At 61.2% G+C, this 26652-nt stretch carries 27 protein-coding genes; 18 read left to right on the top strand and 9 right to left on the bottom strand.

The genetic code is table 11. The features are described from left to right. Positions 1–41: 41 nt before the first annotated feature. Positions 42–437 carry a response regulator gene (locus ACQY1K_RS00775; RefSeq protein WP_062454141.1) on the bottom strand — a complete coding sequence of 132 codons (396 nt, stop codon included), beginning with the start codon at positions 435–437 and terminating at the stop codon, positions 42–44. A gap of 191 nt (positions 438–628) precedes the next feature. Between ACQY1K_RS00775 and ACQY1K_RS00770 the strand changes: the two genes are divergently transcribed. Next, positions 629–1030, top strand: coding sequence for a DUF1236 domain-containing protein (locus ACQY1K_RS00770; RefSeq protein WP_062454142.1), 402 nt, complete (start codon positions 629–631; stop codon positions 1028–1030). 73 nt (positions 1031–1103) lie between these two features. Here ACQY1K_RS00770 and pncB read toward each other — a convergent pair whose 3' ends face one another. The 7 genes from pncB to ACQY1K_RS00735 all read right to left on the bottom strand — a co-directional run bounded on the left by pncB (position 1104) and on the right by ACQY1K_RS00735 (position 9895). Next, positions 1104–2408 carry a nicotinate phosphoribosyltransferase gene (pncB, locus tag ACQY1K_RS00765; RefSeq protein ID WP_062578663.1) on the bottom strand — a complete coding sequence of 435 codons (1305 nt, stop codon included), beginning with the start codon at positions 2406–2408 and terminating at the stop codon, positions 1104–1106. Positions 2409–2567: 159 nt separating this feature from the next. Then, entirely contained in the window at positions 2568–2912 is a 345-nt protein-coding gene (locus ACQY1K_RS00760; RefSeq protein ID WP_156461794.1) for a hypothetical protein, read from the bottom strand. Positions 2913–3021: 109 nt separating this feature from the next. Beyond that, positions 3022–3972 (bottom strand): 2-hydroxyacid dehydrogenase, encoded by a 951-nt coding sequence (locus ACQY1K_RS00755; RefSeq protein ID WP_430258044.1) that lies wholly within the window; start codon positions 3970–3972, stop codon positions 3022–3024. 22 nt (positions 3973–3994) lie between these two features. Continuing rightward, positions 3995–5623, bottom strand: coding sequence for an ABC transporter ATP-binding protein (locus ACQY1K_RS00750; protein ID WP_430258043.1), 1629 nt, complete (start codon positions 5621–5623; stop codon positions 3995–3997). A 4-nt stretch (positions 5624–5627) separates the two neighbouring features. Beyond that, positions 5628–6770, bottom strand: a complete 1143-nt coding sequence (locus ACQY1K_RS00745) for an ABC transporter permease (RefSeq protein WP_184654245.1) — start codon at positions 6768–6770, stop codon at positions 5628–5630. Next, the gene (locus ACQY1K_RS00740; RefSeq protein ID WP_430258042.1) at positions 6770–7852 is read right to left on the bottom strand and encodes a microcin C ABC transporter permease YejB; all 1083 of its coding nucleotides are present in this window, start codon (positions 7850–7852) and stop codon (positions 6770–6772) included. The genes ACQY1K_RS00745 and ACQY1K_RS00740 overlap by 1 nt, the downstream gene beginning before the upstream one ends. A 201-nt stretch (positions 7853–8053) precedes the next feature. Beyond that, entirely contained in the window at positions 8054–9895 is a 1842-nt protein-coding gene (locus tag ACQY1K_RS00735; protein WP_430258041.1) for an extracellular solute-binding protein, read from the bottom strand. 177 nt (positions 9896–10072) lie between these two features. On the opposite strand from ACQY1K_RS00735, the gene mepA reads away from it, so the two are divergent. The 6 genes from mepA to ACQY1K_RS00705 all read left to right on the top strand — a co-directional run bounded on the left by mepA (position 10073) and on the right by ACQY1K_RS00705 (position 16083). After that, positions 10073–11149, top strand: a complete 1077-nt coding sequence (gene mepA, locus ACQY1K_RS00730) for a penicillin-insensitive murein endopeptidase (RefSeq protein WP_430258040.1) — start codon at positions 10073–10075, stop codon at positions 11147–11149. Between the two features lie 101 nt (positions 11150–11250). After that, positions 11251–11625 carry a methylglyoxal synthase gene (locus tag ACQY1K_RS00725; protein ID WP_062454150.1) on the top strand — a complete coding sequence of 125 codons (375 nt, stop codon included), beginning with the start codon at positions 11251–11253 and terminating at the stop codon, positions 11623–11625. Positions 11626–11641: 16 nt separating this feature from the next. Continuing rightward, positions 11642–12661, top strand: coding sequence for a glucokinase (locus ACQY1K_RS00720; protein ID WP_430258039.1), 1020 nt, complete (start codon positions 11642–11644; stop codon positions 12659–12661). A gap of 134 nt (positions 12662–12795) precedes the next feature. Further along, the gene (locus ACQY1K_RS00715; RefSeq protein WP_430255685.1) at positions 12796–14583 is read left to right on the top strand and encodes an ABC transporter ATP-binding protein; all 1788 of its coding nucleotides are present in this window, start codon (positions 12796–12798) and stop codon (positions 14581–14583) included. A 23-nt stretch (positions 14584–14606) separates the two neighbouring features. Further along, positions 14607–15425, top strand: a complete 819-nt coding sequence (gene dapB, locus ACQY1K_RS00710) for a 4-hydroxy-tetrahydrodipicolinate reductase (protein WP_430258037.1) — start codon at positions 14607–14609, stop codon at positions 15423–15425. A gap of 22 nt (positions 15426–15447) precedes the next feature. Then, positions 15448–16083 carry a 2,3-bisphosphoglycerate-dependent phosphoglycerate mutase gene (locus ACQY1K_RS00705; protein ID WP_062454154.1) on the top strand — a complete coding sequence of 212 codons (636 nt, stop codon included), beginning with the start codon at positions 15448–15450 and terminating at the stop codon, positions 16081–16083. A 64-nt stretch (positions 16084–16147) separates the two neighbouring features. Here ACQY1K_RS00705 and phnF read toward each other — a convergent pair whose 3' ends face one another. After that, positions 16148–16867: a phosphonate metabolism transcriptional regulator PhnF gene (phnF, locus tag ACQY1K_RS00700; RefSeq protein WP_430258848.1), complete on the bottom strand. Its 720-nt coding sequence runs from the start codon at positions 16865–16867 to the stop codon at positions 16148–16150. Positions 16868–16972: 105 nt separating this feature from the next. On the opposite strand from phnF, the gene phnG reads away from it, so the two are divergent. The 11 genes from phnG to phnE (ACQY1K_RS00645) all read left to right on the top strand — a co-directional run bounded on the left by phnG (position 16973) and on the right by phnE (ACQY1K_RS00645) (position 26539). After that, on the top strand, positions 16973–17446 hold the full coding sequence (gene phnG, locus ACQY1K_RS00695; RefSeq protein WP_113109312.1) for a phosphonate C-P lyase system protein PhnG: 474 nt from the start codon (positions 16973–16975) through the stop codon (positions 17444–17446). After that, positions 17446–18045 carry a phosphonate C-P lyase system protein PhnH gene (gene phnH, locus ACQY1K_RS00690; RefSeq protein WP_430258036.1) on the top strand — a complete coding sequence of 200 codons (600 nt, stop codon included), beginning with the start codon at positions 17446–17448 and terminating at the stop codon, positions 18043–18045. The genes phnG and phnH overlap by 1 nt, the downstream gene beginning before the upstream one ends. 19 nt (positions 18046–18064) lie before the next feature. Beyond that, the gene (locus ACQY1K_RS00685) at positions 18065–19171 is read left to right on the top strand and encodes a carbon-phosphorus lyase complex subunit PhnI (RefSeq protein WP_430258035.1); all 1107 of its coding nucleotides are present in this window, start codon (positions 18065–18067) and stop codon (positions 19169–19171) included. Continuing rightward, complete coding sequence (locus tag ACQY1K_RS00680; protein WP_113109309.1) at positions 19168–20052, top strand: alpha-D-ribose 1-methylphosphonate 5-phosphate C-P-lyase PhnJ; 885 nt, start codon at positions 19168–19170, stop codon at positions 20050–20052. The genes ACQY1K_RS00685 and ACQY1K_RS00680 overlap by 4 nt, the downstream gene beginning before the upstream one ends. Continuing rightward, entirely contained in the window at positions 20049–20825 is a 777-nt protein-coding gene (phnK, locus tag ACQY1K_RS00675) for a phosphonate C-P lyase system protein PhnK (protein WP_062578633.1), read from the top strand. The genes ACQY1K_RS00680 and phnK overlap by 4 nt, the downstream gene beginning before the upstream one ends. Before the next feature lie 9 nt (positions 20826–20834). Beyond that, positions 20835–21545, top strand: coding sequence for a phosphonate C-P lyase system protein PhnL (gene phnL / locus ACQY1K_RS00670; protein WP_430258034.1), 711 nt, complete (start codon positions 20835–20837; stop codon positions 21543–21545). Then, the gene (locus tag ACQY1K_RS00665) at positions 21542–22159 is read left to right on the top strand and encodes a DapH/DapD/GlmU-related protein (RefSeq protein ID WP_174195427.1); all 618 of its coding nucleotides are present in this window, start codon (positions 21542–21544) and stop codon (positions 22157–22159) included. The genes phnL and ACQY1K_RS00665 overlap by 4 nt, the downstream gene beginning before the upstream one ends. Before the next feature lie 113 nt (positions 22160–22272). Continuing rightward, positions 22273–23127 carry a phosphonate ABC transporter ATP-binding protein gene (phnC, locus tag ACQY1K_RS00660; protein ID WP_430258032.1) on the top strand — a complete coding sequence of 285 codons (855 nt, stop codon included), beginning with the start codon at positions 22273–22275 and terminating at the stop codon, positions 23125–23127. An 82-nt stretch (positions 23128–23209) separates the two neighbouring features. Beyond that, positions 23210–24115: a phosphonate ABC transporter substrate-binding protein gene (phnD, locus tag ACQY1K_RS00655; protein WP_430258031.1), complete on the top strand. Its 906-nt coding sequence runs from the start codon at positions 23210–23212 to the stop codon at positions 24113–24115. Between the two features lie 151 nt (positions 24116–24266). Further along, complete coding sequence (gene phnE / locus ACQY1K_RS00650) at positions 24267–25187, top strand: phosphonate ABC transporter, permease protein PhnE (RefSeq protein ID WP_192087767.1); 921 nt, start codon at positions 24267–24269, stop codon at positions 25185–25187. Further along, positions 25187–26539, top strand: coding sequence for a phosphonate ABC transporter, permease protein PhnE (gene phnE, locus ACQY1K_RS00645; RefSeq protein WP_430258030.1), 1353 nt, complete (start codon positions 25187–25189; stop codon positions 26537–26539). Before phnE (ACQY1K_RS00650) ends, phnE (ACQY1K_RS00645) begins: the two co-directional genes overlap by 1 nt. The last annotated feature ends 113 nt before the right edge of the window (positions 26540–26652 follow it).

Below are 26652 nucleotides of genomic sequence, written 5' to 3'. Positions count from 1 at the left end.
CGTAACGTCATAACCGCTTGATGCGGCTATGGACAGACCAATTAGTGGAACAGCCGCAGCCTTGCCGGCGGCGTTCCCTGACGGCCATTCTTGCGATCCACCGCAAACTGGATGAGATCCATGGAGGCCTGATCGGTCAGGGGCTTCGCCATAACGCCCACAACGCCTGAAACTCCGGATGCGACAAGACCCGGATTGCCCGTGATCATAATGACGATGATGCCGAATTCGGCAAGCGTCTTGGCGATTTCAGGACCCGTCTCCCCATCCGCCAGCCTGACATCCACGAAAGCGATGTCGGTCTCGCGGGTGTAGTTCAAGGCAACGGTCATGTCGGGTGCAATGCCCACGACATCGTGCCCGCTGCGATGGACGGCATCCTCGATGTCCATGGCGACAAGCAAGCTGTCTTCGACAATCAGAAATCGGTATTCCACATCAAATTCCTCTGCGCGTTGAAGGAAAACATAGGCGGAAGCGCGGCAGAGGCAAGCCCTGCTCCACATCCGCCGATGCCAAGAGCGCCGCACAACGTTACATCCGGTTACGAAAGGTGACAACCGCTCCGGAACGAGTTTGCAAGTTCTACCGTTGTTAGGCCCGAGCGTATAGAAAAAGGAGAACCACCATGAAGAAGCTGACATTTGCTTCCTGCATCATCCTCGCGACAGCCTTTACCGGCCAAGCCTTTGCACAGCAGGGTACTGTTACAGGCGCCGCAGGCGGCGCGGTCACCGGCGCGATCGTTGGCGGCCCGGTTGGCGCTGCAGTTGGTGGCGTTATCGGCGCCGTTGCCGGGACAGCAATCGACCCGCCACCGCGCGAAGTCGTGACCTACGTCCAGGAACAGCCGCTGCCTACCACCGCCTACAGGGTCGAGCAGCCGATCGCCGTCGGCAAGCGGATCCCGCAGACCGTCGTCGTGACGCCTGTGCCAAGCAATCCGAAATACGCGTACACGGTCGTCAACAACCAGCGCGTCATCGTTGATCCGGAAACCAACACCGTGGTTCAGGTGATCGAGCAGTAAGTTCGATCTGACATCACCAGACGGACAAGGCCCGGCGAGCTTCCTCGTCGGGCCTTTTTGATTGCGGAAATGATTAAACGACGACCTTTTGGTCGACGCGGTCTTCCTGACCGAAGAATTTGAGATACCGCTCGACTTCCGACGGTTCGCCGGTTGCCTTGCGGGGATTGTCGGAAAGCTTGACGGCGGGGCGGCCATTCGCTTCGGTCACCTTGCAGACGACCGAGATCGGCTTGAGACCGGCGATTTCCTGTGGCGCACAATCGGCAAAATCATTGGTGAGGTTGGTCCCCCAGCCGAAGCTCATGCGTGCCCGTCCCTCGAAATGGCGATAGGTATCGACGATTGCTTCGACATCCAGACCGTCCGAAAAGATCAGCAGCTTTTCTCTCGGATCACGCCCCATCTTGTTCCACCAGGCGATGATCTTTTCGCCGCCTTCGATCGGCGGCGCGCTGTCGGGACGGAAACCGGTCCAGTCGGCAACCCAGTCCGGAGCGTCGCGCAGGAAGGCGGCCGTGCCGAACGCATCGGGAAGAACGATCAAGAGGTTGCCGTGATAAAGCCGGTTCCAGTCTTTCAGCACCTGATAGGGTGCCTGGCGCAGGTCCTCGTCGGTCTCCGCCAAGGCTGCGGCGACCATGGGAAGTTCGTGCGCGTTGGTGCCGACGGCTTCGAGATCGGAATCCATTGCCAGGAGCACGTTGCTCGTCCCGGTAAAGGCGCCGCCGATGCCTTCCTTCAGGGCCTCGACACACCAGCGCTGCCACATGAAGCTGTGGCGGCGCCGCGTGCCGAAATCGGAGATACGAAGACCGGGAAGCGTGCGCAGACGCTCGACCTTCTCCCACATCTTGGCCTTCGCACGGGCATAGAGCACATCGAGGGTGAAATAGCCGAGCGTCCGCATGGCGGAGCGGGACCGCATTTCGTTGATGATCGCCAATGCGGGGATTTCCCACATCGTCGTCTCCATCCACTTGCCGTGGAAGGTCAGCTCGTATTGGCCGTTATGCTTGGAAAGTTCGTATTCCGGCAGTTTAAAGGTCGACAGCCAGGTCAGGAATTCCGGCTCGAAAATCTGCTTCTTGCCGTAGAAGGTGTTACCGGTGAGCCAGATCATTTCCTTCTTGGAAAGACCGACAGTGCGGGCATGGTCGAGCTGCTCGCGCAAGGCAGCCTCGTCGATTTCCTCGGCGAGTTTGACGCTCGTCGTCCGGTTGATGACCGAAAAAGTCGCGTTGACGTCCGGATAAAGTTTCCAGATCATCTGCAACATCAGCAGCTTGTAGAAATCGGTGTCGATCAGACTGCGTATGATCGGGTCCAGCTTCCAGGTGTGGTTGTAAACCCTGGTCGCAATATCAGTCTTCGTCATGCCTGCCCCTGCCCGGCCAGATGGCCGGCTCCACCATATCGGCGTCTCGCGAGATTTCGAAACCCTGCGCCAATCCCGGGCAAAGTCTTATCGGCAAATGACTTGGCAAGTCCAGAACGCAATTCGGCCGCGAGATCGCGGCCGAACGAGAGGTGCCAATCATGGATTTCCGGAGGGACGATCATTGGTTGTCGGGGCCTGCGGCTGGGTGACCGGTGCGTTGCTGGGTGCTGCGCCGGTAGAGTTGCCAGGTGTCGTGCTACCAGCCGGCGGCGTGGCGGTTTGCTCCGTCGGAGCATCTGTCGATTCGCCCCACCACTCGGCGCCGCTCCAGGCGACGATCGCAAGAACGAGACCGCAAACCAGCACGATCAGCATCGGCTTGCCGTAGGAACCCTGCCGCGCTTCGGTCGCAGTTTCCTGAACCGGTGCGCCGTTCGGGTTGGAACTTGTGCCGCGCGAGACGTTCGGTGTGGGTTTGTCGGCATCGAAACGGGTGTTCATGATCACTCCTCCATTGCCGGCCTCATCGTCGTCACGCCGGTCCATGCCAGCTAAACCGCGGGTTGGTGCGAATGGTTCCGTTTCGGCCCTTCGGGATCGGGAACATGGCCTAATAGCCGGCTGTGCGGTCCACGACGTGCTGCAGTGCCTCACCGGCTTCGAACCGCTGCATCTGCACCTCGGCATTGCGAAACAGCGCGCGGATATCCGATGCGGAGGCTGCATGCGGCGTCACGATGACGTTGTCCATGGCCCAGAAAGGGCTTTCCTTCGACAATGGCTCCTGTTCGAAAACATCCAGCGACGCTCCACCCAGCATGCCACTCTCGAGCGCCGACACGAGATCGGCCTCGACCTGGCTACCGCCGCGGCCGGCGTTGATGAAAACCGGTTTGCCGAGAGCGCCGCCTTGGCGGAGTTTTGCAAACAGCGACGAATCGAACAGGCCGCGGGTTTCCGGCGTCAGCGGCAGGAGGCCGACGAGGATATCGGTGCGACCGAGAAATGCATTCAGCCCATCGGCATCGAACGTCTCGACGCCCTCGATCACCTTGGGGCTGCGTGACCAGCCGACGACGTTGAAGCCCATGATCTTCAGCTTGGCGACAGAATCGAGACCGAGCTTGCCGAGACCCATGACGCCAACCGTCAGGTCCTTTGCCTCCGGCTGGGCGAGTTCGCGCCACTCGCTGCGACGCTGCTGGGCAAGGTAGGTCGGCATCTGTCGCAGATGACTCAGCGCCTGCAAGACTACCCATTCGCTCATGCGTGTCGTCAGGCTCTGGTCGACGAAGCGGACGATCGGGCGATCCGGCAGTCCGGGTGTGGCGAGGATGGAATCGACGCCGGCGCCGCCGGAAAAGAGCACGTCGAGGTTCGGCGCGCGCTGGAAGAGATCGACATCCGGCTTCCACATGACCGCATAGCGCGCCTGGGACAGATCCGCCGCCTTGTCTGCGGCATGCAGGATGGTTCGCCCGGGGAAGGCGCCCTCGAGGGCCGCGTGCATTTCACGCTGCTCGAATTTGAGATCGATGACGACCGCGCCTTTTTCGGACATGTCCTATTCCCGGATTTTGAGATTACTGATTGATGGCGCCGGCTTCGACGGCTTCCAGGTTGAAGGCTGCGGCCATCAGGGCGCGGGTATAATCCTCGCGGGGAGCCCGGAAGATCTGATCGGCCGGCCCCTCTTCTACCACCTTGCCGAGCCGCATGACGATGACGTGGTTGGCGAGCGCCTTTACCACCTTCAGGTCATGACTGATGAAGAGGTAGGCGAGGTTGTGCTTCTTCTGAAGGTCGCGCAGGAGATCGACGACCTGCGCCTGCACGGTCATGTCGAGCGCCGATGTGGGTTCGTCGAGCATGACGAAGCGTGGCTTCAGCACCATGGCGCGGGCAATCGCGATCCGCTGCCGCTGGCCGCCGGAGAATTCATGCGGGTAGCGCCAGCGCGTGGCCGGATCGAGCCCGACTTCACCGAGCGCCCAGACAACGCGAGCATCGCGCTCGTCGGCCGAAAGCTGGCTCTCGTGGACCTTGAGACCCTCGGCGATGATGTCGCCGACCGGCATGCGCGGGCTGAGCGATCCGAACGGATCCTGAAACACGACCTGGAGCCTGTCGCGGAACGGCCGCATCTGCTTGAAGCTGTATTTGCCGATATCGTTGCCGATGAACACGATGCGGCCTTCCGACGAAATCAGCCTTGCGAGCGCTAAGCCAAGCGTCGTCTTGCCGGAACCGGATTCGCCGACGACACCCAGCGTTTCACCGGCGCGCAGCGTCAGGTCAACGCCATCGACGGCCTTGACGTGATCGACCACCTTGCGCATGAAACCGGCCTTGACCGGGAACCAGACACGGATGTCCTTGCCTTCCATCACGACAGGGCTTGCCGGATCGACGACCGGCGGTTCGCCGCGCGGTTCGGACGCCAGGAGATGCTGGGTATAAGGGTGCTGCGGTTTGGTAAAGACGTCCTCGACGCTGCCTGCCTCGACGATTTTGCCCTTGGTCATGACACAGACGCGATCGGCGAATTTCCGCACGATGCCGAGATCGTGGGTGATGAACAGCATCGACATGCCGTGCTCGCCCTTCAGCGCGCGCAACAGATCGAGGATCTGTGCCTGCACCGTGACGTCGAGCGCCGTTGTCGGTTCGTCGGCGATCAAGAGTTTCGGCCGGTTGGCAAGCGCCATGGCGATCATGACGCGCTGGCGCTGGCCGCCTGAAAGCTCATGCGGATAGGCCTGTAGGCGCTTTTCCGGATCGCGGATACCGACCTGGTTCAACAGTTCCAGCGTGCGATCCCGCGCCGTCTGGCCGGAGACGCCCTGATGCAGACCGAGGATCTCGCCGATCTGCTTCTCGATCGTGTGGAGCGGATTGAGCGAGGTCATCGGCTCTTGAAAGATCATCGTGATGTCGTTGCCGCGCACGCGGCGCAGGTCGGGTTCCGATGCCTGCAGGAGATCGCGGCCATCAAACAGGATCTGGCCGGAGGGATGGCTTGCCGACGGATAGGGTAGAAGCTTGAGGACGGAGTTTGCCGTTACCGACTTGCCGGAACCGGATTCGCCGACAAGCGCCAGAACCTCGCCCGGTTTTATGTCGAACGACACCTTGTCGACGGCAAGCGTCGTTGCTCCGCCCTGATGGAAGGCGACCGAGAGATCACGCACGGAGAGAAGCGGTTCGGTCATGGTTTCACCCAAACGTCTTTCTCGGATCGAAGGCATCACGCACCGCCTCGCCGATGAAGATCAGCAGCGACATCATGATCGACATCGTGAAGAAGGCCGTGAGGCCGAGCCATGGCGCCTGAAGGTTGTTCTTGCCCTGGGCTATCATTTCTCCCAGCGACGGCGATCCGGCGGGCATGCCGAGACCCAGGAAATCGAGCGAGGTCAGTGTCGCGATGGAGCCTGACAGGATGAAGGGAAGGAAGGTCAGGGTTGCAACCATCGCATTCGGTAGAAGGTGCCGATACATGATCGTGGCATTGCCGACCCCCAATGCGCGGGCAGCCCGGACATATTCGAAATTGCGGGCGCGCAGGAATTCTGCACGCACCACGCCGACGAAGCCCACCCAAGAGAACAACAGCATGATGCCGAGCAGCACGAAGAAGCCCGGCGGCAGAATGGCTGCGATGATCAGCAGGATATAGAGGACCGGCATGGACGACCAGATCTCGATGAAGCGCTGCATCAGAAGATCGACCCAGCCGCCGAAATAGCCCTGAATGGCGCCTGATGTCACGCCGATGACGGCCGAACAGATGGTAAGCGCCAGGCCGAACAGGACGGAGAGCCGGAAACCGTAGATCATCCGCGCCGTCACGTCGCGCGCCTGGTCATCGGTGCCGAGCCAGTTGAGGTTGCCGAGGCTGCAATTGGGATCCTGTGTGCCCTGCGGATAAGCCTTGCAGCGTTCATCTGCCGACATCAGCCAGAAGGGTTTTGTCGGGGCCGAGTGCGGGATCTGCGAATTCACCGTCTGATAGGAATAGCGGATCGGCGGCCAGATCATCCAGCCATTGGCCTCTATTTCCTGCTGGATGAAGTCGGAGCGGTAATCGGTGGTGGCGAGGAAGCCGCCGAATTTCTCTTCCGGATAGTCGATCATCACAGGATAGAGGATCTCGCCCTTGTAGGACGCAATGATCGGCCGGTCATTGGCGATGAACTCGGCAGACAGCGCCAGAACGAACAACACCATGAAGATCCAGAAGGACCAGAAGCCGCGCTTGTTGGCACGGAAATTGGCGAGCCGTCGCCGATTGGTCGGCGACATCAGCGGGCGCTTGACGGGCACTGTTTCAGGCACTGTCGCGGCAGGTGTCTGCATCACACGTCCCTCCGCTCGAAATCGATGCGCGGATCGATCCAGGTATAGACGAGGTCGGAGATCAGGCTGACGACAAGGCCCATCAGCGAGAAGATGTAGAGCGTGCCGAACACGATCGGATAATCGCGGTTGATGATGGAGAGGTAGCCGAGGCGGCCGAGGCCATCCAGCGAGAAGATGTTCTCAATCAGCAGCGAACCGGTGAAGAAGGCCGAGATAAAGGCGCTGGGGAAACCGGCGATGACGATCAGCATGGCGTTGCGGAAGACGTGGCCATAGAGCACCTGGCGCTCGTTGAGACCTTTGGCGCGCGCGGTCGTGACATACTGTTTCTTGATCTCGTCGATAAAGGAATTCTTGGTCAGAAGCGTCGTCGTGGCAAAGGCCGACAGCGACAGGGCGATCAGCGGCAGCGTCAGGTGCCAGAAATAGTCGATGATCTTCTGCCACCAGGTGAGTTCGTCGAAATTATCAGAGACGAGACCGCGCAAGGGGAACCAGTCGAGGAACGATCCGCCTGCGAACATCACGATCAACAGGATGCCGAACAGGAAGCCCGGAACCGCATAGCCGACGATGACGATGCCCGACGTCCAGACGTCGAAGGTCGAGCCGTCCTTGACCGCCTTGCGGATGCCGAGCGGGATCGAGATCAGATAGGACACGATCAGGATCCAGAACCCGAGCGAGATCGACACCGGCAGCTTGTCGATGATCAGGTCGATCACGGACGTGTTGCGGAAGAAGCTTTCGCCGAAATCAAAGCGCGCGTAGTTCCACATCATGTCGAGGAAGCGGGTGAGCGGCGGCTTGTCGAAACCGAATTGCTGCTCAAGCTTCTTGATGAATTCCGGATCGAGCCCCTGGGCGCCGCGATAGCGCGATTCATCGCCACCGCCGCCCTGGCCCATCATATCGCCACCACCGGACAGGCGGTCGCCGCTATCCTGTCCCTGAACCTGCGCAATGATCTGCTCGACAGGCCCGCCGGGCGCGAACTGCACGACGAGGAAGGAAATTGCCATGATGCCGACCAGCGTCGGGATCATCAGCAGCAGGCGACGAAGAATATAGGCGCCCATCAGAGCACCCTGCTTTTCGGCTGTGGCCCGATGTCGGACAAAACTCCGGACACACGTCCGCTTCGCACGTCTGCTGGGACTGCTCTCGCATCACCGAAATCCGGCGCAGGGGTCAAACGGCAATCCTCATCGTAGGTGCGAATCAATCGGGTCATTTGGAACAGGTGCGCAGAAGCCACGCAAGCCCGTCAGTTTCTATGATCACTTCTTGGCCGCGGTCGACGACCATGTCGAGGGGAAGCCGATACCATATTCCGGCAGCTTTGCGGGATGGGTGATCCGGTTCCAGTAGGCGACCTTGGCTTCGCCGGAGTAGAAGAGTGGAACCACGTAACGTTTTGCCAGCAACACGCGGTCCATCGCCTTGACTGCGGCAATCTGGTCGTCACGGTTCGGCGCGAAGACGATTTTCTTGATCAGGGTATCAACCGCCGGATCGGCGATGCCGGCAAAGTTGCGCGAGCCATGGCGATCGACCGATTCCGATCCCCAGTAATCCGCCTGTTCGTTGCCGGGGTTCATCGATTGTCCCCATACGTTCCAGATCATATCGTAATCGAAGCTGCGGGTTCGATTGATATACTGCGAGGAATCAACGGTGCGAAGCCGTGCCTCTACCCCGATCTTTTTCAGACTTGCCACGAAAGGATTGACGGTACGCTCCAGCGAGGCGCTGCCGAGCAGGATCTCGAAACTCATCGGCTGTCCGGTTTTGGCATTTACCATCCGGTTGCCTTTCAACTCCCAGCCCGCCTCTTTGAACAGGCTGATTGCCTTGCGCAGATTGTCACGAACCTTGTTGGGATCGCCACCGACAGGATTTGTAAACGGGGTGGTGAAGACCGATGGGGGAACCTGGTCTTTTACTTCGTTCAGGATCTCAAGCTCGCGTCCCTGCGGCAGGCCGGACGAAGCAAGTTCGGTTCCCCAGAAGAAACTGTCCACACGCTTGAGACCGCCAAAGGCGAGGTTCTTGTTCAGATCTTCGAAATCGAGCGCGTAATTCAGAGCCTCGCGGACCCTCGCGTCCTTGAACATTTCGCGTCGGCCATTCGGCACCAGCGCTTGCATGATGCCGCTTGCCCTGAATGGATTGGCGAGCGCTTCCTTTTTGATGCGCCCGTCCTTCACTGCGTCGAAATCATAGCGGGTGACCCACCGGCTGGAGCTGTTTTCCTGCCGGTAATCGATCGTGCCGGCCCGGAATGCCTCGAACTCGACATCGGCATCAGAGAAATAGGTGTAGCTGACGGTCCTGAAATTATTCTGGCCGAGGTTGATGGGCAGGTCTTTGCCCCAGTAGTCGTCGCGCAGTTCGTAGCGGATGGCGGATCCGGGCTGCACCGAGGCGATCTTGTAGGGCCCTGACGCCATCGTCGGCTCAAGCGTCGTGCGGGAAATGTCGCGCTGCTTGCCGCCCGCATCCTTGCCTTCCCACCAGTGCTTCGGGAGGATGGGAAAGTCACCGACAATCGATGGCAGTTCGCGATTGTTTTCCTGGTCAAACCGGAAGGTCACTTCGCGGTCGCCGGTCTTCTCGACGCTTGCAACGTGGCGATAATAGCCGGAATACATGGCACTCAATTGCTTGAGCTTCGCCATGCTGAAGATAACGTCCTCGGGCGTGACCGGCTGACCGTCAGCCCATTTCGCTTCCGCGCGCAGCCTGAACGTCGCGGTCGACATGTTCTCCGGATAAGACACCGCTTCGGCGAGGAGACCATAGGTGCTGAAGACCTCGTCCTCGGACCTTTTCATCAGCGTGTCGTAAATCATACCGACACCGGCTGCGGAAGCCCCGCGGTCTATCGCCGGGTTAAGGTTGTCGAATGTCCCCTCATCCGCCAGACGCAGTTCGCCGGTCTTCGGAGCGTTGAGATCCACATAGGGAAGCTGCTTGAAATCTGGGGGCAGAGCAAGATCGCCGATGACGGCTATCCCATGCCGCCATCTGGTGCCTGCATCCTGTGCCGCAACGGATGTGCTGAGGACCGCGACTGCCGCCACGGCTGCAAAACCCATCTTCCACCGAGCCAAGCCCATGCAATATCCCTTTGTCATTCGTGTTGCGGCGAAGCATAGGGCAAATAAAAGCAAAAGACAGGCAGCCGCTGTCACAAGCGATTTATCCGCGAAATCCGGCACCGGTTGCGATCTCCATTTCAACAAAATCGCATTTCACGGTAGAAGAAGGACTGATTTGATTTGCGGCGGATGTGCATGAGACCGATTTCTAAGACCATTCTGGGCCTGGCTGCTGCCGCTTTGTTTTGCGGCGCGATTTCCGAACCGACGTTCGCCCAGGAGGAAAGGACCGCCAAACAGCTGTTCGGTTCCGTGAAACTGCCCAACCGAGGCGATGCCGAACCGCTCGGCTTTTATGCCAAGGGCTGCCAGTCGGGCGCCGTGGCCTTGCCGACGGACGGGCCGACCTGGCAGGCGATGCGCCTTTCGCGCAATCGCCGCTGGGGCAATCCGGCGATGATCTCCCTGCTGGAACAGTTCTCACGCGATGCGGCCGGTCTCGGCTGGGGTACGGGCATTCTGGTGGGTGACATCTCGATGCCGCGCGGCGGCCCGATGCCAAGCGGCCATGCCTCGCACCAGATCGGGCTCGATGCCGACATCTGGTTCACGCCGAAGCCGCAGCGGCCACTTTCGCCGGCGCAGCGCGAAGACATTCCGTTCACCTCGATGCTGGACAAGAGCAAGTTCCTGACCGTCGACAGCCGCCGCTGGAGCCCGACCCATGCCCGTCTTGTAATGCAGGCTGCCAGCTATCCGCAGGTGCAGCGCGTTTTCGTCAATCCGGCAATCAAGAAGAAGCTGTGCGAGACCTGGACCGGCGACCGGAGCCTGCTTGGCAAGGTGCGGCCGGTTTACGGCCATGATGAACACTTTCATATCCGCATGAACTGCCCGCCGGGCGCTGCCGGCTGCGAACGCCAGGCATCGACGCCTTCCACCGACGACTGCAACAGCAAGGCGCTCGCCTGGTGGTTTACCAAGGAGCCTTGGGCGCCGCCGAAGCCTGCGGATCCGAACAAGAAGCCGGTAAAGCCGCGCCAGGTGATGTTGTCCAATCTTCCCAAGGCCTGCGCTGCGGTTCTTAGCGCCCCCTCCCGCTCCGAGCAGGACGCGACTTTCCAGGGTGGTGGCCAGGGTGGCGGCGGGATAGCCTACTCTCCATCGGTACCGCTTCCTGCCGCGGCCAGCAGTCTGGATACGATGACGGACGGCGATATGCCCGGCCCGGGCTCCGACGTTCCGCTGCCGAGCCCGCGTCCTTCCCGCTGACCGGGATTCCGTCGGGACCATCTTTTCTTCCCGCCGGAGGCAGGCTAGAAGGCCAGCATCAATCGCCAACAATCCGATCGACGGCTTTGCAGAGGAATTCCATGTCGACGCTTCCCTGCATCGCGCTTATTGCCCACGACCTGAAGAAGGACGAGATGGCGGAATTTGCGCGCCGGCATCAGGCGGCACTATCCAAGTTTCGCATCGTCGCGACCGGTACGACCGGCGGCCGCGTGCTGGAAGCTGCTCCCAATCTCGATGTCACACGCCTGAAAAGCGGTCCGCTTGGCGGGGACCAGCAGATCGGCGCGATGATCGCAACCGGCGAGGTGGGCATGCTGATCTTCTTTATCGATCCCTTGAGCGCGCTTCCCCATGACGTCGACGTCAAGGCGCTGACGCGGCTTGCGACCGTCTACGATATCCCGATGGCGCTCAACCGTGCCACGGCCGAAAAGCTTGTTGATTTCCAGTAGGAGGAGAGAATTCGCCATGGCTGAAGTGCAACCGCACACATTCGCCTTCCCGATCCTGATCGGCGATATCGGCGGCACCAATGCCCGCTTCTCCATCCTCGTCGATGCAACGAGTGCGCCGGATCAGTTCCCGCATGTGCAGACGGCCGACTACGAGACGATCGACGATGCGATCGCAGATGTCGTCTTGAAGAACTCCGTGCACAAGCCACGTAGCGCAATCCTTGCGGTCGCCGGCCCGATCGATGGTGACGAGATCGACCTCACCAATTGCGACTGGATCGTGCGTCCGAAAAAAATGATCGGCGAACTTGGCTTCGATACGGTTCTCGTGCTCAACGATTTCGAGGCGCAGGCACTGGCCGTTGCCTCGCTGTCTGCAGCCGATCGCCAGCCGATCGGTCCGATCACTGAAGCGACCGAGGCATCGCGCGTTGTCTTGGGTCCCGGGACAGGTCTTGGCGTTGCAGGGCTTGTCCATGCGCGCGACACCTGGTTCCCAGTTCCCGGCGAAGGTGGGCATGTGGATATCGGTCCGCGTTCGAAGCGGGATTTCGAGATCTTCCCGCATCTACGTCGCATCGACGGCCGGGTGTCCGCTGAGGAAATCATTTCCGGACGCGGTCTTCTCAACATCTACAACGCCGTTTGTGCTGCCGATGGCATCGCTCCGAGCCTGGACGCTCCGCCCGAAGTGACCGAACAGGGACTTTCCGGCGAAAACCCGCAGGCGGCGGAAACGATTGAGCTTTTCGTCCGCTATCTCGGTCGCCTTGCCGGTGACCTCGCGCTCATCTTCATGGCACGCGGCGGCGTCTTCCTCGGTGGCGGCATCTCGCCGCGGATCCTTGATGCATTGAAGAAACCCGAGTTTCGTGAAGAGTTCGAAGACAAGGCGCCGCACAACGAGCTGATGAAGACCATTCCGACCTTCGTCGTCACGCATCCGCAGGCGGCCCTTGCGGGTCTTGCCAGCTTTGCGCGCTCGCCTGCGACCTACGGAATTGCGCTGGAAGGCCGTTGCTGGCAGCGGTAGTTGCGCCGGGCCGACGTGCCCGAATGCAACAGCGCGATGGAATCACCCGCGATTGGCTGGCAAAAGCCTGCCCAAGCGTTTAATAGCGCCTTCGGAAATATACTCCGGCATGACGCCGAAACGGGAACGCCCTATTGAACGCCGCAAAAGACAAGAAGCGCCACGTGGATTCCGTCACCATCGTGAGCGTGCTCAAGCGGGTGATCGCCGAGAATGGCCGGGATCACGTGCGATCCTACGCGTTTGCAATATCCTGCCTGGTCATGGTCGCCCTTTCGACAGCCTTCACGGCGTGGATCATGGAAAAGGTCGTCAACGAGGCTTTCGCCAACAAGCGGGCGGATATCGTCTGGCTGATCTGCGGATCGATCCTTGCCGCCTTCGTGCTGCGCGGCTTTGCCACCTACGGCCAGGCCGTGACGCTGTCGAAGATCGGCAACAATATCGTCGCCCGCTATCAGCGCCGGATCTACTCGCACCTGATGTCGCTGTCGGTCGGCTTCTTTGCCGAAGCCCGATCCGCCCATCTTGCAGCCCAGATCAGCCAGAACATCAACGGCGTTCGTGACGTCCTCAACCTGACGGTCACCTCCACGGCGCGCGATCTCCTGACGCTGGTCGCGCTGATCGGGGTGATGGTGACGAAGGACTGGGTCCTGTCGCTCATCGTCTTTGCCGTCGCACCGCCGCTTCTTTATGCGCTGCGCTACGTTTCCAAGCGCCTTCGCGCCGCCACAAGAGAGGCTGTTGAACAGAACAGCCGCGTGCTTGGCGCCATGCAGGAAACCATCCAGGGCATCGCCGTGGTCAAGGCTTTCACGATGGAAGGCGAACTCGACAGCAAGGTGAGCCGCATCATCAAAGCGGCAGAAGGCCGCGCCAACCGTATCGCCCGTCTGTCGGAGCGCACGTCGCCGCTGACCGAAACCTTTGCCGGCTTTGCGATCTCCAGCGTGCTGGCCTATGCCGCGTTCCGCTCGATCTATGACAACGTACCACCAGGCGCTTTCTTTGCCTTCGTCACCGCGCTGCTGATGGCCTATGACCCGGCACGACGGCTGGCCAAGCTGCAGGTGCAGCTCGACCGTGCCGTCGTCAACGCGCAGATGATTTATGCCCTTCTCGACATGCAGCCGGCACAGCGGGAAATGGTTGGCGCCAAGGATCTCGTGGTCGACAAGGCGCGCGTCGAACTGAAGAACGTCGTGTTCTCCTATGGCAGTGGCAACCCGATCCTGCGCGGCGTCGATCTTGTGGCCGAAGGTGGCCAGACGACGGCGCTTGTCGGTCCATCCGGCGCCGGAAAATCAACGATCATCAGCCTCATTCCGCGTTTCTACGACCCGGCGGAAGGCGCAATCCTGATCGACGGGCAAAACATTGCCGAGGTCACCAAGTCGTCGCTGCGCCATCAGCTCGCCTATGTCTCGCAGCAGCCCTACCTGTTTGAAGGCACCATCCGCGACAACATCCGCTACGGCCGGCCGGAAGCGACGGATGCCGAAGTGGAAGAGGCGGCAAGACTTGCCTATGCCCACGAGTTCATCCTGGCGCAGCCGCTCGGGTATGAAACGCCTGTCGGCGAAAACGGCATGAGCCTCTCCGGCGGCCAGCGGCAGCGGCTTTCGATTGCCCGCGCACTGGTGCGGAATGCGCCGATCCTGCTGCTCGACGAAGCGACGTCTGCGCTCGACAACGAGTCCGAGGCCGCCGTTCAGAAGGCGCTTGATACCGCCATGCGCGGACGCACCGTCATCGTCATCGCGCATCGTCTTTCCACCGTCGTCAAGGCTGACAAGATCATCGTGATGCACGAAGGCCGGGTGATGGAAGAAGGCACGCATGAGGTTCTTGCGCAGCGCAAGGACGGGCTCTACGCTCGCCTCAACAACCTGCAACTGCCCGTCAAAGATTTTTCGTAAACTCTCTAGGAAACCCGTCGCCCATGGCCGCAAACGACATGAAGCTTGTAGTGGTTGGCGCGGCAGGCCGTATGGGCCAGGCCCTGATCCGGATCATCCACGGGACCGACGGCGTCACGCTTCATGCCGCAATCGAACGGGAAGGCTCAGCTTTCGTCGGCAAGGATGCCGGTGATCTTGCCGGAACCGGGCCGCTTGGCGTCATCGTCACCACCGATCCCCTGAAGGCGTTTCTCGACGCCGATGGCGTTCTGGATTTCACGGCACCCGCAGCAAGCGTGACGTTTGCCGGGCTCGCCGCACAGGCGCGCATCGTGCATGTGATCGGCACGACCGGCTGCGGACCGGAGCACGAGGAAAAATTCGAGGCTGCCGCCCGGCATGCACGGGTCGTGAAGTCCGGCAACATGAGCCTTGGCGTCAATCTGCTCGGCGTGCTGACGCGCGATGCGGCGAAAGCGCTTCCTGCTATTGGCTGGGATATCGAAATCGTCGAGATGCACCACAAGCACAAGGTGGATGCGCCATCCGGCACCGCGCTGCTGCTTGGCGAGGCAGCGGCTGCCGGGCGTGGCATCGATCTTGCCACGCAATCGGTTCGGGTGCGCGACGGCCATACCGGCCCCCGCCCCGCCGGCACGATCGGCTTTGCGACGCTTCGCGGCGGATCGGTGGTCGGCGATCATTCGGTCATCCTTGCCGGCGAAGGTGAGCTGGTGACGCTGTCGCACAGTGCCCGCGACCGTTCGATCTTCGCGCGCGGCGCGGTAACTGCTGCCGTCTGGGCGCGCGACGAAAAGCCGGGTTTCTATTCCATGCTCGACGTTCTCGGGCTTTCTTGACACTATCGGAGGAATTCAATTCATGAGCGGTACACTCGTCCTCGTTCGCCACGGCCAGAGCGACTGGAACCTGAAGAACCTTTTCACCGGCTGGAAGGATCCCGAGCTTACTCCGCTCGGCATTCAGGAAGCCGAGACCGGCGGCCAGGCGCTTGCCGATACCGGCATCAAGTTCGATATCGCCTTCACCTCCGACCTCAAGCGAGCCCAGGATACGCTGAAGATCGTGCTCGACAAGCTCGGCCAGACCGACCTTGAAACCATCCGCGACCAGGCCCTGAACGAGCGCGACTACGGCGATCTCTCCGGCCTCAACAAGGACGATGCGCGCGCCAAGTGGGGCGAGGAACAGGTGCATATCTGGCGCCGTTCCTACGACATCCCGCCGCCAGGCGGCGAGAGCCTGCGCGACACCGGTGCCCGGGTATGGCCCTATTACATGACCGAGATCCTGCCGCGCGTGCTTCGCGGCGAAAAGGTTCTCGTTGCCGCCCACGGCAATTCGCTGCGCTCGCTCGTGATGGTTCTTGATCGTCTGAGCAAGGAAGAGATCCTCAAGCTCAACCTCGCGACCGGTGTGCCGATGGTCTACGTGCTGAACGCGGATTCGACCGTCGCTTCCAAGAAGGTTCTGGGCGACATGTCGGCCGCCCACTAAGAAGCGCCAAGTCTTCAAGATCGCGCCGGCTCGCATGGACAATGCGGGCCGGCGTTTTCGTTTGTCAGTTCTCGATTGTGAACTGCACCATGTCGGCCGGAAAGCGGCTGATCGCATATTGCACGGGAACGCCATCGGGATCTGCGTTCAGTGCACGCGTTACCAGCATGATCGCCCCCGGCGACAATTCCAGATCCGCAAGGTCGCCGCTTTCGGCGTGGACCGCCGTAACCTCGGTCGAGACGCGGAGATAGTCGGTCAGGCCGATTGCCGCGAAGGCTGCGGTTATGGAGCCGCTCTCGCGATAGGCCTCTGCGATCCCTGAAAAGCGATCGGCCGGGAACCAGGCGGTTGCCCGTGATACCGGACGGCGATCCGCTTTGCGCAGGGTTTCAAGCCGGATCACGGCAGCACCGACAGCAAGCTGCAGTCGCGACGCCAGATCCGGTGTCGCCGGTTCCTCCGATGCCGCCAGCAGCAGACCTTCTTTTTCTTTGGCCTGATCGCCGATGCCCTCGCTGAACCGGGTTCGCCTGGAAATCGGGAAATTGAGCCGCTCCTTGCGCTCGATCAGCGTTCCCCGCCCCTGAACGGCCCGCACGATGCCCTCCTGCGCCAGCGCTGCCAGCGCGCTTCTCACCGTATGCCGGTTCACGCCGAATTCCGCCGCCAGCGAAATCTCCGGCGGCACCTTGCCGGTCGCGTCGTAATCGCCGTTTGCGATCGCCGTGCGGATACGGTCGGCTATCTGCCGCCACAACGCGACGCCACTCTGCCTTTGCACAATCACCCGGTCAGTACCCCTGTCACACGCTTGTTATACGCCGCCTTTATTGGTACATCTAATTTGTATGGTTGTCTATATAAATAGACATTTAGGAGATGACCGATGGATCTTGCGGGAAATCACAAGCCACTGGCGGAACCGGAACAGCGGCGCCGCTGCATCGAGCTTCTGGCGCAGACATCCTGCGACGAACTGAAGACCGCCTGGAACGGGCTGTCCGACAAGCCAACCGTCAAACCCGTGCGCGGACCTGAAACAGGTCTGGTGATGGTTCGCGGCCGGATCGGTGGCGGCGGCTCGCCCTTCAATCTGGGTGAAGCAACGGTCACCCGCGCGACCATCCTTCTTGCCTCCGGAACGGCGGGCCACGCCCAGGCGCTCGGCACCGACAAGGAGAAGGCGCGGCTCTCTGCGATCTTCGATGCGCTGTGGCAGGAAGCAGAGACCCGCGTTTTCGTCGAAACGGCACTTCTTTCACCGACCGAAAGCCGAATCGCCGCTGAGGACAGACAGAAAGCCGAAGAGACCGCGGCGACCCGCGTCGATTTCTTCACGATGGTACGGGGAGACGATTGATGGCCCTTCATGCACAAGCCCTCGCCGGTGGGTTCACCGATCCGGTCTTCCAGTCCCAGACCATTTTCAAAACGCTGATGGACGGAATGGCGCGGCCCGGAACGATCTACGACGCCGCGCTCCAGGCCGGCCAGCCGGAACCGCTCGGCAATGCGGCTGGCGCGATTGCTCTGACGCTCTGCGATCACGACACGCCCGTCTGGCTGAGCGCCGGTCTTGCAAAGTCTGCCATGCCGGAATGGATCGGCTTCCATACGGGCGCACCGATCACCCGCGAAAAGGCGCAGAGCAGCTTTGCCTTTATCGAAGCCGGGACAGCGCCCTCTTCCTTCGGCCTGTTTGCCGCCGGTACCCAGGAATACCCTGACAGGTCCACGACGCTGATCCTCGAAGTCGCCGCTCTTGGCGAGGGTGAAAAACTGAGCCTGACCGGACCAGGGATCCTCGGCACCAGGACGGTCGCAGTCTCGGGACTGCCGGATATGTTTCAGAGGCTCTGGGACGACAACAGGGCGCTCTTTCCCCGCGGAGTCGACGTCATCCTCACCGCCGGAGCGCAGTTCCTGTGCCTGCCGCGCACCACCCGGATTGCCGGCTAAGCCGAAGGAGATCAAACCCATGTATGTTGCAGTCAAGGGTGGCGAGGCCGCCATTACCAACGCTCACGCATTGCTTGCCGACCGCCGTCGCGGCGACCGGGCGCTTCCCGCACTCACGATCGAGCAGATCGCCGAACAGCTTGGCCTTGCCGTCGATCGGGTGATGGCGGAAGCCTCGCTCTATGATCGGTCGCTGGCAGCGCTTGCCGTGCGCCAGTCGCGTGGCGATCTGATCGAGGCGATCTTTCTGCTTCGCGCCTACCGCACTACGCTGCCCCGCTTCGGCTCTTCCGTTCCGGTGGATACCGCGGCCATGAAGGTCGAGCGGCGCGTCTCGGCGACCTACAAGGATCTGCCGGGCGGCCAGCTGCTTGGTCCCACCTTCGATTACACCCATCGTCTTCTCGATCCCTCGCTGCTGACGGATGAGGTGATCGCCGATCCTGCACGCAAAGAGGCGTCCGGCGAGGGGATGATGCGCGTTTCCGACATTCTCGCACACGAAGGACTGATCGAGCCGGATGGCGACCTGCCCGATGACCACGCTGCCGGAGACCTGACCCGCGAGCCGCTGGAATTTCCGATGGGTCGTGACCTCAGGCTGCAGGCACTCGCCCGCGGCGACGAGGGCTTTCTGCTTGCCCTCGGCTACTCGACCCAGCGCGGATATGGCCGAAACCACCCGTTCGTCGGCGAGATCCGGATCGGCGAGGTGGAGGTGGAAATGGACATGCCGGAACTCGGCTTCGCGGTCTCGCTCGGGCGCATCCAGCTGACCGAGTGCCAGATGATCAACCAGTTCAAGGGCTCCTCCATAGCACCGCCGCAGTTTACCCGCGGCTACGGTCTCGTGTTCGGACAGAGCGAGCGCAAGGCGATGTCGATGTCGCTGGTGGATCGCGCCCTTCGTGCGGAAGAGCTTGGCGAGGACATTACCGCGCCGGCGCAGGACGAGGAGTTCGTCATTTCGCACTCCGACAATGTGCAGGCGACGGGCTTCGTCGAACACCTGAAATTGCCCCATTACGTCGACTTCCAGGCGGAGCTTGCCATGGTGCGCAAGATGCGCGCCGAGGTTGAGGCCGCTCGCTACGGCGATACCGAGATGAAGGATGCTGCCGAATGAGTGCCGATCTCGCCACCTACAATTTCGCCTATCTGGACGAACAGACGAAGCGGATGATCCGCCGCGCGATCCTGAAAGCGATCGCTATACCCGGCTATCAGGTACCGTTTGCTTCGCGCGAAATGCCGATGCCCTATGGCTGGGGTACCGGCGGCGTGCAGGTGACGGCCGCGATCATCGGTCCGGACGATGTGCTGAAGGTCATCGACCAGGGTGCCGATGACACGACCAATGCGGTCTCCATCCGTGCCTTCTTCCAGAAGGTCGCCAATGTCGCTGTCACCACCCACACGAAGGACGCGACGATCATCCAGACGCGCCACCGCATTCCCGAGCAGAAGCTGACCGAAGGCCAGGTGCTGGTCTATCAGGTGCCGATCCCGGAACCGCTGCGCTTCCTAGAGCCGCGCGAGACCGAGACCCGGAAAATGCATGCGCTCGAAGAATACGGCCTGATGCATGTGAAGCTATACGAGGACATTGCCCATAACGGCCGCATCTCCAAGACCTATGCCTATCCGGTCAAGGTCGACGGTCGCTATGTGATGGACCCCTCGCCGACCCCGAAATTCGACAATCCGAAAATGCACATGTCCGATGCGCTGCAGCTGTTCGGCGCCGGACGTGAAAAGCGGATCTACGCGGTTCCGCCGCATACCGAAGTGGTCAGCCTGGATTTCGAGGACCACCCGTTCGAGATCCAGACATTCGAGCAGGATTGCGCACTCTGCGGCGCACACGGCGTTTATCTCGACGAAGTGGTGCTCGACGACCAGGGCGGACGGATGTTCGTCTGCTCGGACACGGACCATTGCGAAGACCGCCGCGAACATGGCCATGTCGGCGAGATGCTCGCCCCCAACAAGGAGGCTGCGGAATGAGCGACAATCCTCTTCTCAAAGTCAGCGGCGTTTCGAAATTCTACGGCAGCCGGATCGGCTGCCAGGATGTCAGTTTCGATCTGTGGCCCGGTGAAGTGCTCGCCATCGTCGGCGAATCCGGCTCCGGCAAGACGACGCTGCTCAATTGCCTGTCGACCCGGCTGATGCCGAGCGCCGGCAGCGTCGAATACCGGATGCGCGACGGCAACTTCCGCGATCTCTATCACATGAGCGAGGCCGAGCGGCGTTTCCTGATGCGCACCGACTGGGGTTTCGTTCACCAGAACCCGGCCGACGGCTTGCGCATGACGGTATCGGCGGGCGCCAATGTCGGCGAGCGGCTGATGGCGGTCGGTGACCGGCATTACGGCAAGATCCGCGAAACGGCGACCGACTGGCTGGGACGCGTGGAAATCTCCGCGGATCGCATCGACGACCAGCCGCGCGCCTTTTCCGGCGGCATGCGCCAGCGTCTGCAGATCGCCCGCAATCTCGTGACAGGTCCGCGCCTCGTGTTCATGGACGAACCGACCGGCGGCCTCGACGTCTCGGTACAGGCACGGCTCCTCGACCTTGTGCGCGGTCTGGTCAACGATCTCGGTCTCTCGGCCATTGTCGTCACTCATGATCTCGCGGTCGCCCGCCTTCTGTCGCACCGGATGATGGTGATGAAAGACGGTCATGTGATCGAACAGGGGCTCACCGACCGTGTCCTCGACGACCCCCGCGAGCCCTACACGCAGTTGCTCGTTTCCTCGATTCTCCAGGTATAGGACAGACCGATGGCCACTCCACTCGTCGTCTCGGAAGTCTCCAAAAGCTTCATCATGCACCTGCGCGACGGCATCAAGCTGCCGGTCGTCAACGACGTCAGCTTTTCCGTGGCCGGCGGCGAATGCGTCGTGCTCGGCGGTCCCTCGGGGATCGGAAAGAGCTCCATCCTGAAAATGCTCTACGGCAACTATGCCGTCGATGCCGGCCAGATCCTGGTGAACCACCAGGAGAAGATCGTCGATATCGCGGCAGCCGATCCGCGCACGATCATCGAGGTGCGCCGGCATACGATGGGTTATGTCAGCCAGTTCCTGCGCACCGTGCCGAGAGTCGCTGCCGTCGACGTGGTCGCTGAGCCGCTCGTTGCCCGCGGTATCGACGCGGCGGAAGCCAAGGACAGGGCGGTCGAACTGCTCGCCAGGCTGAACCTTCCGCGCGAACTCTGGTCGCTGCCTCCCGCCACCTTTTCCGGCGGCGAGCAGCAGCGCGTCAACATTGCCCGCGGGTTCATCACCAGCCACCGTATCCTGCTTCTCGACGAGCCGACCGCATCGCTCGACGCCACCAACCGGCGGGTGGTGATCGAGATGATCGCTGCCAAGAAAGCCGAGGGCGTTGCGATGCTCGGCATCTTCCACGACGAGGAAGTGCGCGAGGCCGTTGCCGACCGCATTCTCGATGTCAGCGCGTTTTCTCCCCGAAAGGCAGTTGCCGCATGAGTGCCAAGGTCGGTATCAACCCCGTCATTCATGAAACGGCGAGCGTCAGCAACTCGACGATCGGCCGCTACACTGAGATCTCCGAGCGCTGCCGCATCGACGAGGCCGAAATCGGCGATTACTCGTATATCATGCAGGATGGCTCCATCTGGTGCGCGACGATCGGCAAATTCGTCAATATCGCTGCTTCGGTCCGCATCAATGCCACGAACCACCCCACATGGCGCGCCACGCTGCATCATTTCACCTATCGTGCCGCCAACTATTGGGATGACGCGGAAGACGACACCGACTTCTTCGAGTGGCGCCGCGACAACCGGGTGACGATCGGCCATGACGTGTGGATCGGCCATGGTGCCACCGTGCTGCCGGGCGTGACTGTCGGCAACGGCGCGGTTATCGGCGCCGGAGCCGTGGTGTCGAAGGATGTCGCCCCCTACACGATCGTCGGCGGCGTGCCGGCCAAGCTGATCCGGGAGCGTTTCACGAGGGAGGTCGGTGACGGCATGGACCGGCTCGCGTGGTGGGACTGGGATCACCAGACGCTGCGCACGGCACTCGACGATTTCCGTGCCCTCTCTGCCGAGGCCTTCCTTGCGAAATATGCGGCATAGCAGGGCGTTCAAGCCGGGCAAACATGTAACAAAACCTACATAAAACCGACATTCAGGGTTCATCAACCAAGTCTAATCCGATCCTCACCAGGGAATGGGACGGATTGAAAAACATGAAGTTTGAATTGAGGAATGTCACCCGACGTTTCGGCGATCATATCGCGGTCAACGCCGTCAGCGTGGAAATACCTCAAGGTCAGATGGTCGGCGTCATCGGTCGCTCCGGCGCCGGCAAATCGACCCTCCTGCGCATGATCAACCGCCTGCAGGAGCCGAGCTCCGGTTCCATTCGGTTTGGCGATCTCGAGGTTTCCGCTCTCAAGGGCGCCGGGTTGCGCAACTGGCAGCGCGATTGCGCGATGATCTTCCAGCAGTTCAATCTCGTGCCACGCCTCGACGTCATGACCAACGTGATGCTCGGCCGGTTGAACCACCGATCCACGATCATGAGCCTTCTCAACATCTTCTCCGACGACGAGCGCATGGCTGCGATCGCCGCGCTCGAGCGTCTCGGTATCGAGCAGACCGCCATGCAGCGCGCCGGCACGCTTTCTGGCGGTCAGCAGCAGCGCGTCGCCATCGCCCGCGCCCTCATGCAGGCGCCGAAAATGCTTCTGGCCGATGAGCCGATCGCCTCTCTGGACCCGCTCAACGCCAAGATCGTGATGGACGCGCTGCGCGACATCAACGAGCGCGAGGGCATTACCGTCATCACCAACCTGCACACGCTCGATACGGCGCGCGCCTATTGCGAGCGGATCATCGGGATGGCAGGCGGCCGCGTCGTCTTCGACGGCACGCCGTCGCAGCTGAACGCGCAGGCCGTCAGCGAGATCTACGGATCGGACCGCGACGGTGCCGGCATCGACGAGACGATGACCTCGACCAGCATCAACAATCCCGTGGCCCCTGCGGCTGCGGGCACGCAATCGGCCGGAATAGGCAGCCTGGCAAGCGCCAGGGCCTGAGCCGCATCCAGATCGTCTGCCCACGTTAAGGGCGCGTTGCTTCACGACCCAACTCCGGATGATCCGGAAACAGGAGATCACCATGTTCAGAAAAACTATGCTTGCTGCCGCGACGCTCAGCCTGCTCGCCGGTTCCGCCCTTGCCCAGGACGTCAAGGTTCTGCGCATCGGTCTCGACGGCTCGGAAAACGAAGCCGACCAGATCCGCAACACCCAGTGCATTGCCGATGGCCTGAAGGCTGCGACCGGCGTATCCGAAGTGAAGCTGTTCCCGTCGCCGAACTATAACGGCGTTATCCAGGGCCTGCTCGGCGGCACGATCGACATTGCTTCGATGGGTGCGGCTTCCTATGCAGCCATCGCGCTCAAGGACGACAAGGCTGTCGACCCGATCCTGACCTACACGGGTTCGGACGGCTCCAGCGGTTACTACTCGATCATGGTTGCCCGCAAGGACAGCGGCATCAAGACGCTGGCCGACCTGAAGGGCAAGAAGATCGGCTTCGCCGATCCGGATTCGACCTCGGGCTATCTCGTCCCGAATGTCGCGCTGCCGAAGGAAATCGGCATGCCGGTCAAGCAGTATTTCTCCGAAACCGGCTTCGGCGGCGGCCATGAGAACCTGGTTCTCGCCGTCCTCGACAAGAAGTTCGATGCCGGCACGACATTCGGTTCGGGCGTTGGCAAGTGGGAAGAAGGTTATAGCGGCGGCAACCTGCACCAGATGGTCGCCAAGGGTAACCTCGACATGGACGATATCGTCCAGGTCTGGAAGTCGCCGCTGATCCCGAACGGTCCGCTGATGGTCTCCAACAAGGTTCCGGCCGACATGAAGGCCAAGGTCAAGGCCTTCTTCATGGAACTGCCGAAGAAGAACCTCGCCTGCTTCCAGTCCTTCACTCAGGGCAAGAACAAGGATTACATCGAAGTCAATCCGGCCTTCTACCAGACCATCGTCGACGCCCGTAAGTCCGTTATCGGCGGCTGATCATCCCTGAAAAAGACCTGGCGGCGGCATCTGCAGAAGGTGCCGCCGTTCTGCAACGAGAGACACGGGCATGGCGACGATCAGCAAACAGACGACCGGAAATCTCGGCGGGGACCCCGCTAGCAGACTGGGGCCGGCGGCATCCCTGATGATGCAGCATTACCGGCAGCAGCTGCGAACCCGCCGCGTCTATACCGCTATTACGATTGGCGTGTTTCTGGTCGTGCTGTTCGCCTCGCTGAAATTCGCCAATGACGCCAATGCGGGCAAGTTCTTCGAACGCCTGCCCTATATGTTCGATTTCATTCGCAGCTTCGTGCCTGACAGCCCGATGGAAATCATCCGGGCGATGTTCGACCTTCCCTCCCCCTATGCCGACGGCTCGCTGAAATACGACTACACGGCCGATCGCCACTATATTACCGAAACGTTCTACATCCCGAATTTCTTCTACCAGCTGATCATCACCATCAATATCGCGCTGGTTTCGACGATCATCGGTTCCGCCATCGCCTTTCTGCTCTGCTTCTTCGCCTCCACCAATCTTGTCGGCGCCGGGCCTGTGCGTTTCGTCGTTCGCCGCATCATGGAAATCCTGCGTGCCTTTCCGGAAATCGTCATTGCCGGACTTCTGACGGCGATCCTGTCGATCGGGCCGATTGCGGCGATCATCGCGATTACCGTCCACACGATCGGCGCGCTCGGAAAGCTGTTCTTCGAAGTGGTCGAGAATTCGGACATGAAGCCGGATGAGGGTTTGCGGGCCGCCGGTGCGTCCTGGGTGGAGCGCGTGCGCTTCGCGATCGTTCCGCAGGTGCTGCCGAATTTCGTCTCCTACACGCTGCTGCGCGCCGAGGTAAACGTGCGCGCCTCGACCATTATCGGTGCGGTCGGTGGCGGCGGTATCGGCGAGGTGTTCCGGCTTGCGATCGGTCGCGATCATGCCGCCAAGACCTATGCTATCATCATTCTGCTGCTGGTCAGCGTCATTGCCATCGACCAGTTTTCCTCCTGGCTTCGCCGCCGGCTGATCGGTCAGCAGTCCTTCGAACTTGGCAGGGGAGCAGCCTGATGCCATCGGTACCTGCCATCAATGCATCCGACAGAGAGCGCTTGCGCGAAACCTATCCGCAGGTGTTTCAACGGTCCTTCCTGCAGCGCTATGGACTGGTGATCGGTTCGGCAGTGCTCGTCGCCTATCTGGTTGCCTGCTTCTTCGCCTTCAACGTCGGTCCCGCCTTCAGAAATGGCCAGTGGGACCGAGCCTCGCTCTATCTCCAGGACTGGTATTCCTGGCGCGCCCAGCCGCGCCTGCGGTTCCAGGACGACGGCACCGTCAAGCCGCAGTGGTCAAGCCGCGGGCAGTATGCCGAAGGTTCCGACATCTCCTGGCTTAAGCCAACCGAAGGCGGCGGTTACCGCGTGACCTATGGCAGTGATGCGGACCGTCTGGATGTGACGCCGGGCCGGGTCGATGTCTATCTGAACGGCACGGTCTATCCAGTCACGATCGACAGCAACGCAGCGACGGCGCCAGCCGATGCGCCTTCGGCCCTCCGCCAAGACGGAGCCAAGGTGCTGGTCGATTACGGCTTTGAGGGTCAGGCGGAAATCCGCCCGGCGCAGGTCTATGTGCAGCGTCGCTTCCTTGGATGGGCAAACTTCCTGTTCGACACCAAGTCGGCATTCTGGGGCAAGAGCTGGGGCGAGCTTGCACACCTTGCAACGATCGGCGAGCGGCTGGATCCGGCACGCTCGAACATCGGCCACATGCGCGACGACTTCCTTGGCAATAATGTCTGGCAGCATGCGGACATTCTGTCGAAACTGCTTCAGACGCTGGTCATGGCCTTTGTCGGCACGCTGCTCGGGACGCTGTTCGCCTTCCCGCTCGCCTTCATCGCGGCGCGCAACATTACCCGCAACCGGGCCGCCAACTGGGGCATGAAGCGGTTGTTCGACTTCCTGCGCTCCGTCGACATGCTGATCTGGGCGCTGTTCTTCACCCGCTCCTTCGGCCCCGGACCGATCCCCGGTATCGCGGCGATCTTCTTCACGGATGCCGGTGCGCTCGGCAAGGTCTATTCGGAAGCCGTCGAGAATGTCGACGACAAGCAGCGTGAGGGTGTCAAATCGGTCGGCGCACCCTCCGTCATCGTCAACCGCTTCGGCGTCGTGCCGCAGGTGCTGCCGGTGTTCATCTCCCAGTCGCTGTATTTCTGGGAATCGAACACCCGTTCGGCGACTGTTATCGGCGCCGTCGGTGCGGGCGGCATCGGCCTCAAGCTGCTCGAAGCGATGGGCACCAATGCGGACTGGGACAAGGTTGCCTACATGGTTCTACTGATCCTGATGGTGGTCTTCCTGTTCGACAATGTGTCCAACGCGATCCGCTCACGTCTGATCGGTGGCCCGACACATTAAAAGGTTGCCGCATCATCATTCTGTCATGGAAATCTTTTAGCCGAAGGCTGTCTCGAGGCGCGACAGATGGTTAGTCTCGGACATCGCCCTTTTCCTGATTCCGGAACCATGCC

The organism is Neorhizobium sp. IRS_2294 (assembly GCF_050500145.1).
In the GTDB taxonomy this organism is placed as follows: Bacteria; Pseudomonadota; Alphaproteobacteria; order Rhizobiales; family Rhizobiaceae; genus Neorhizobium; species Neorhizobium soli.
Note: the sequence above shows the minus strand (reverse complement) of the source record. Positions and strands in the feature narration are given on the sequence as shown.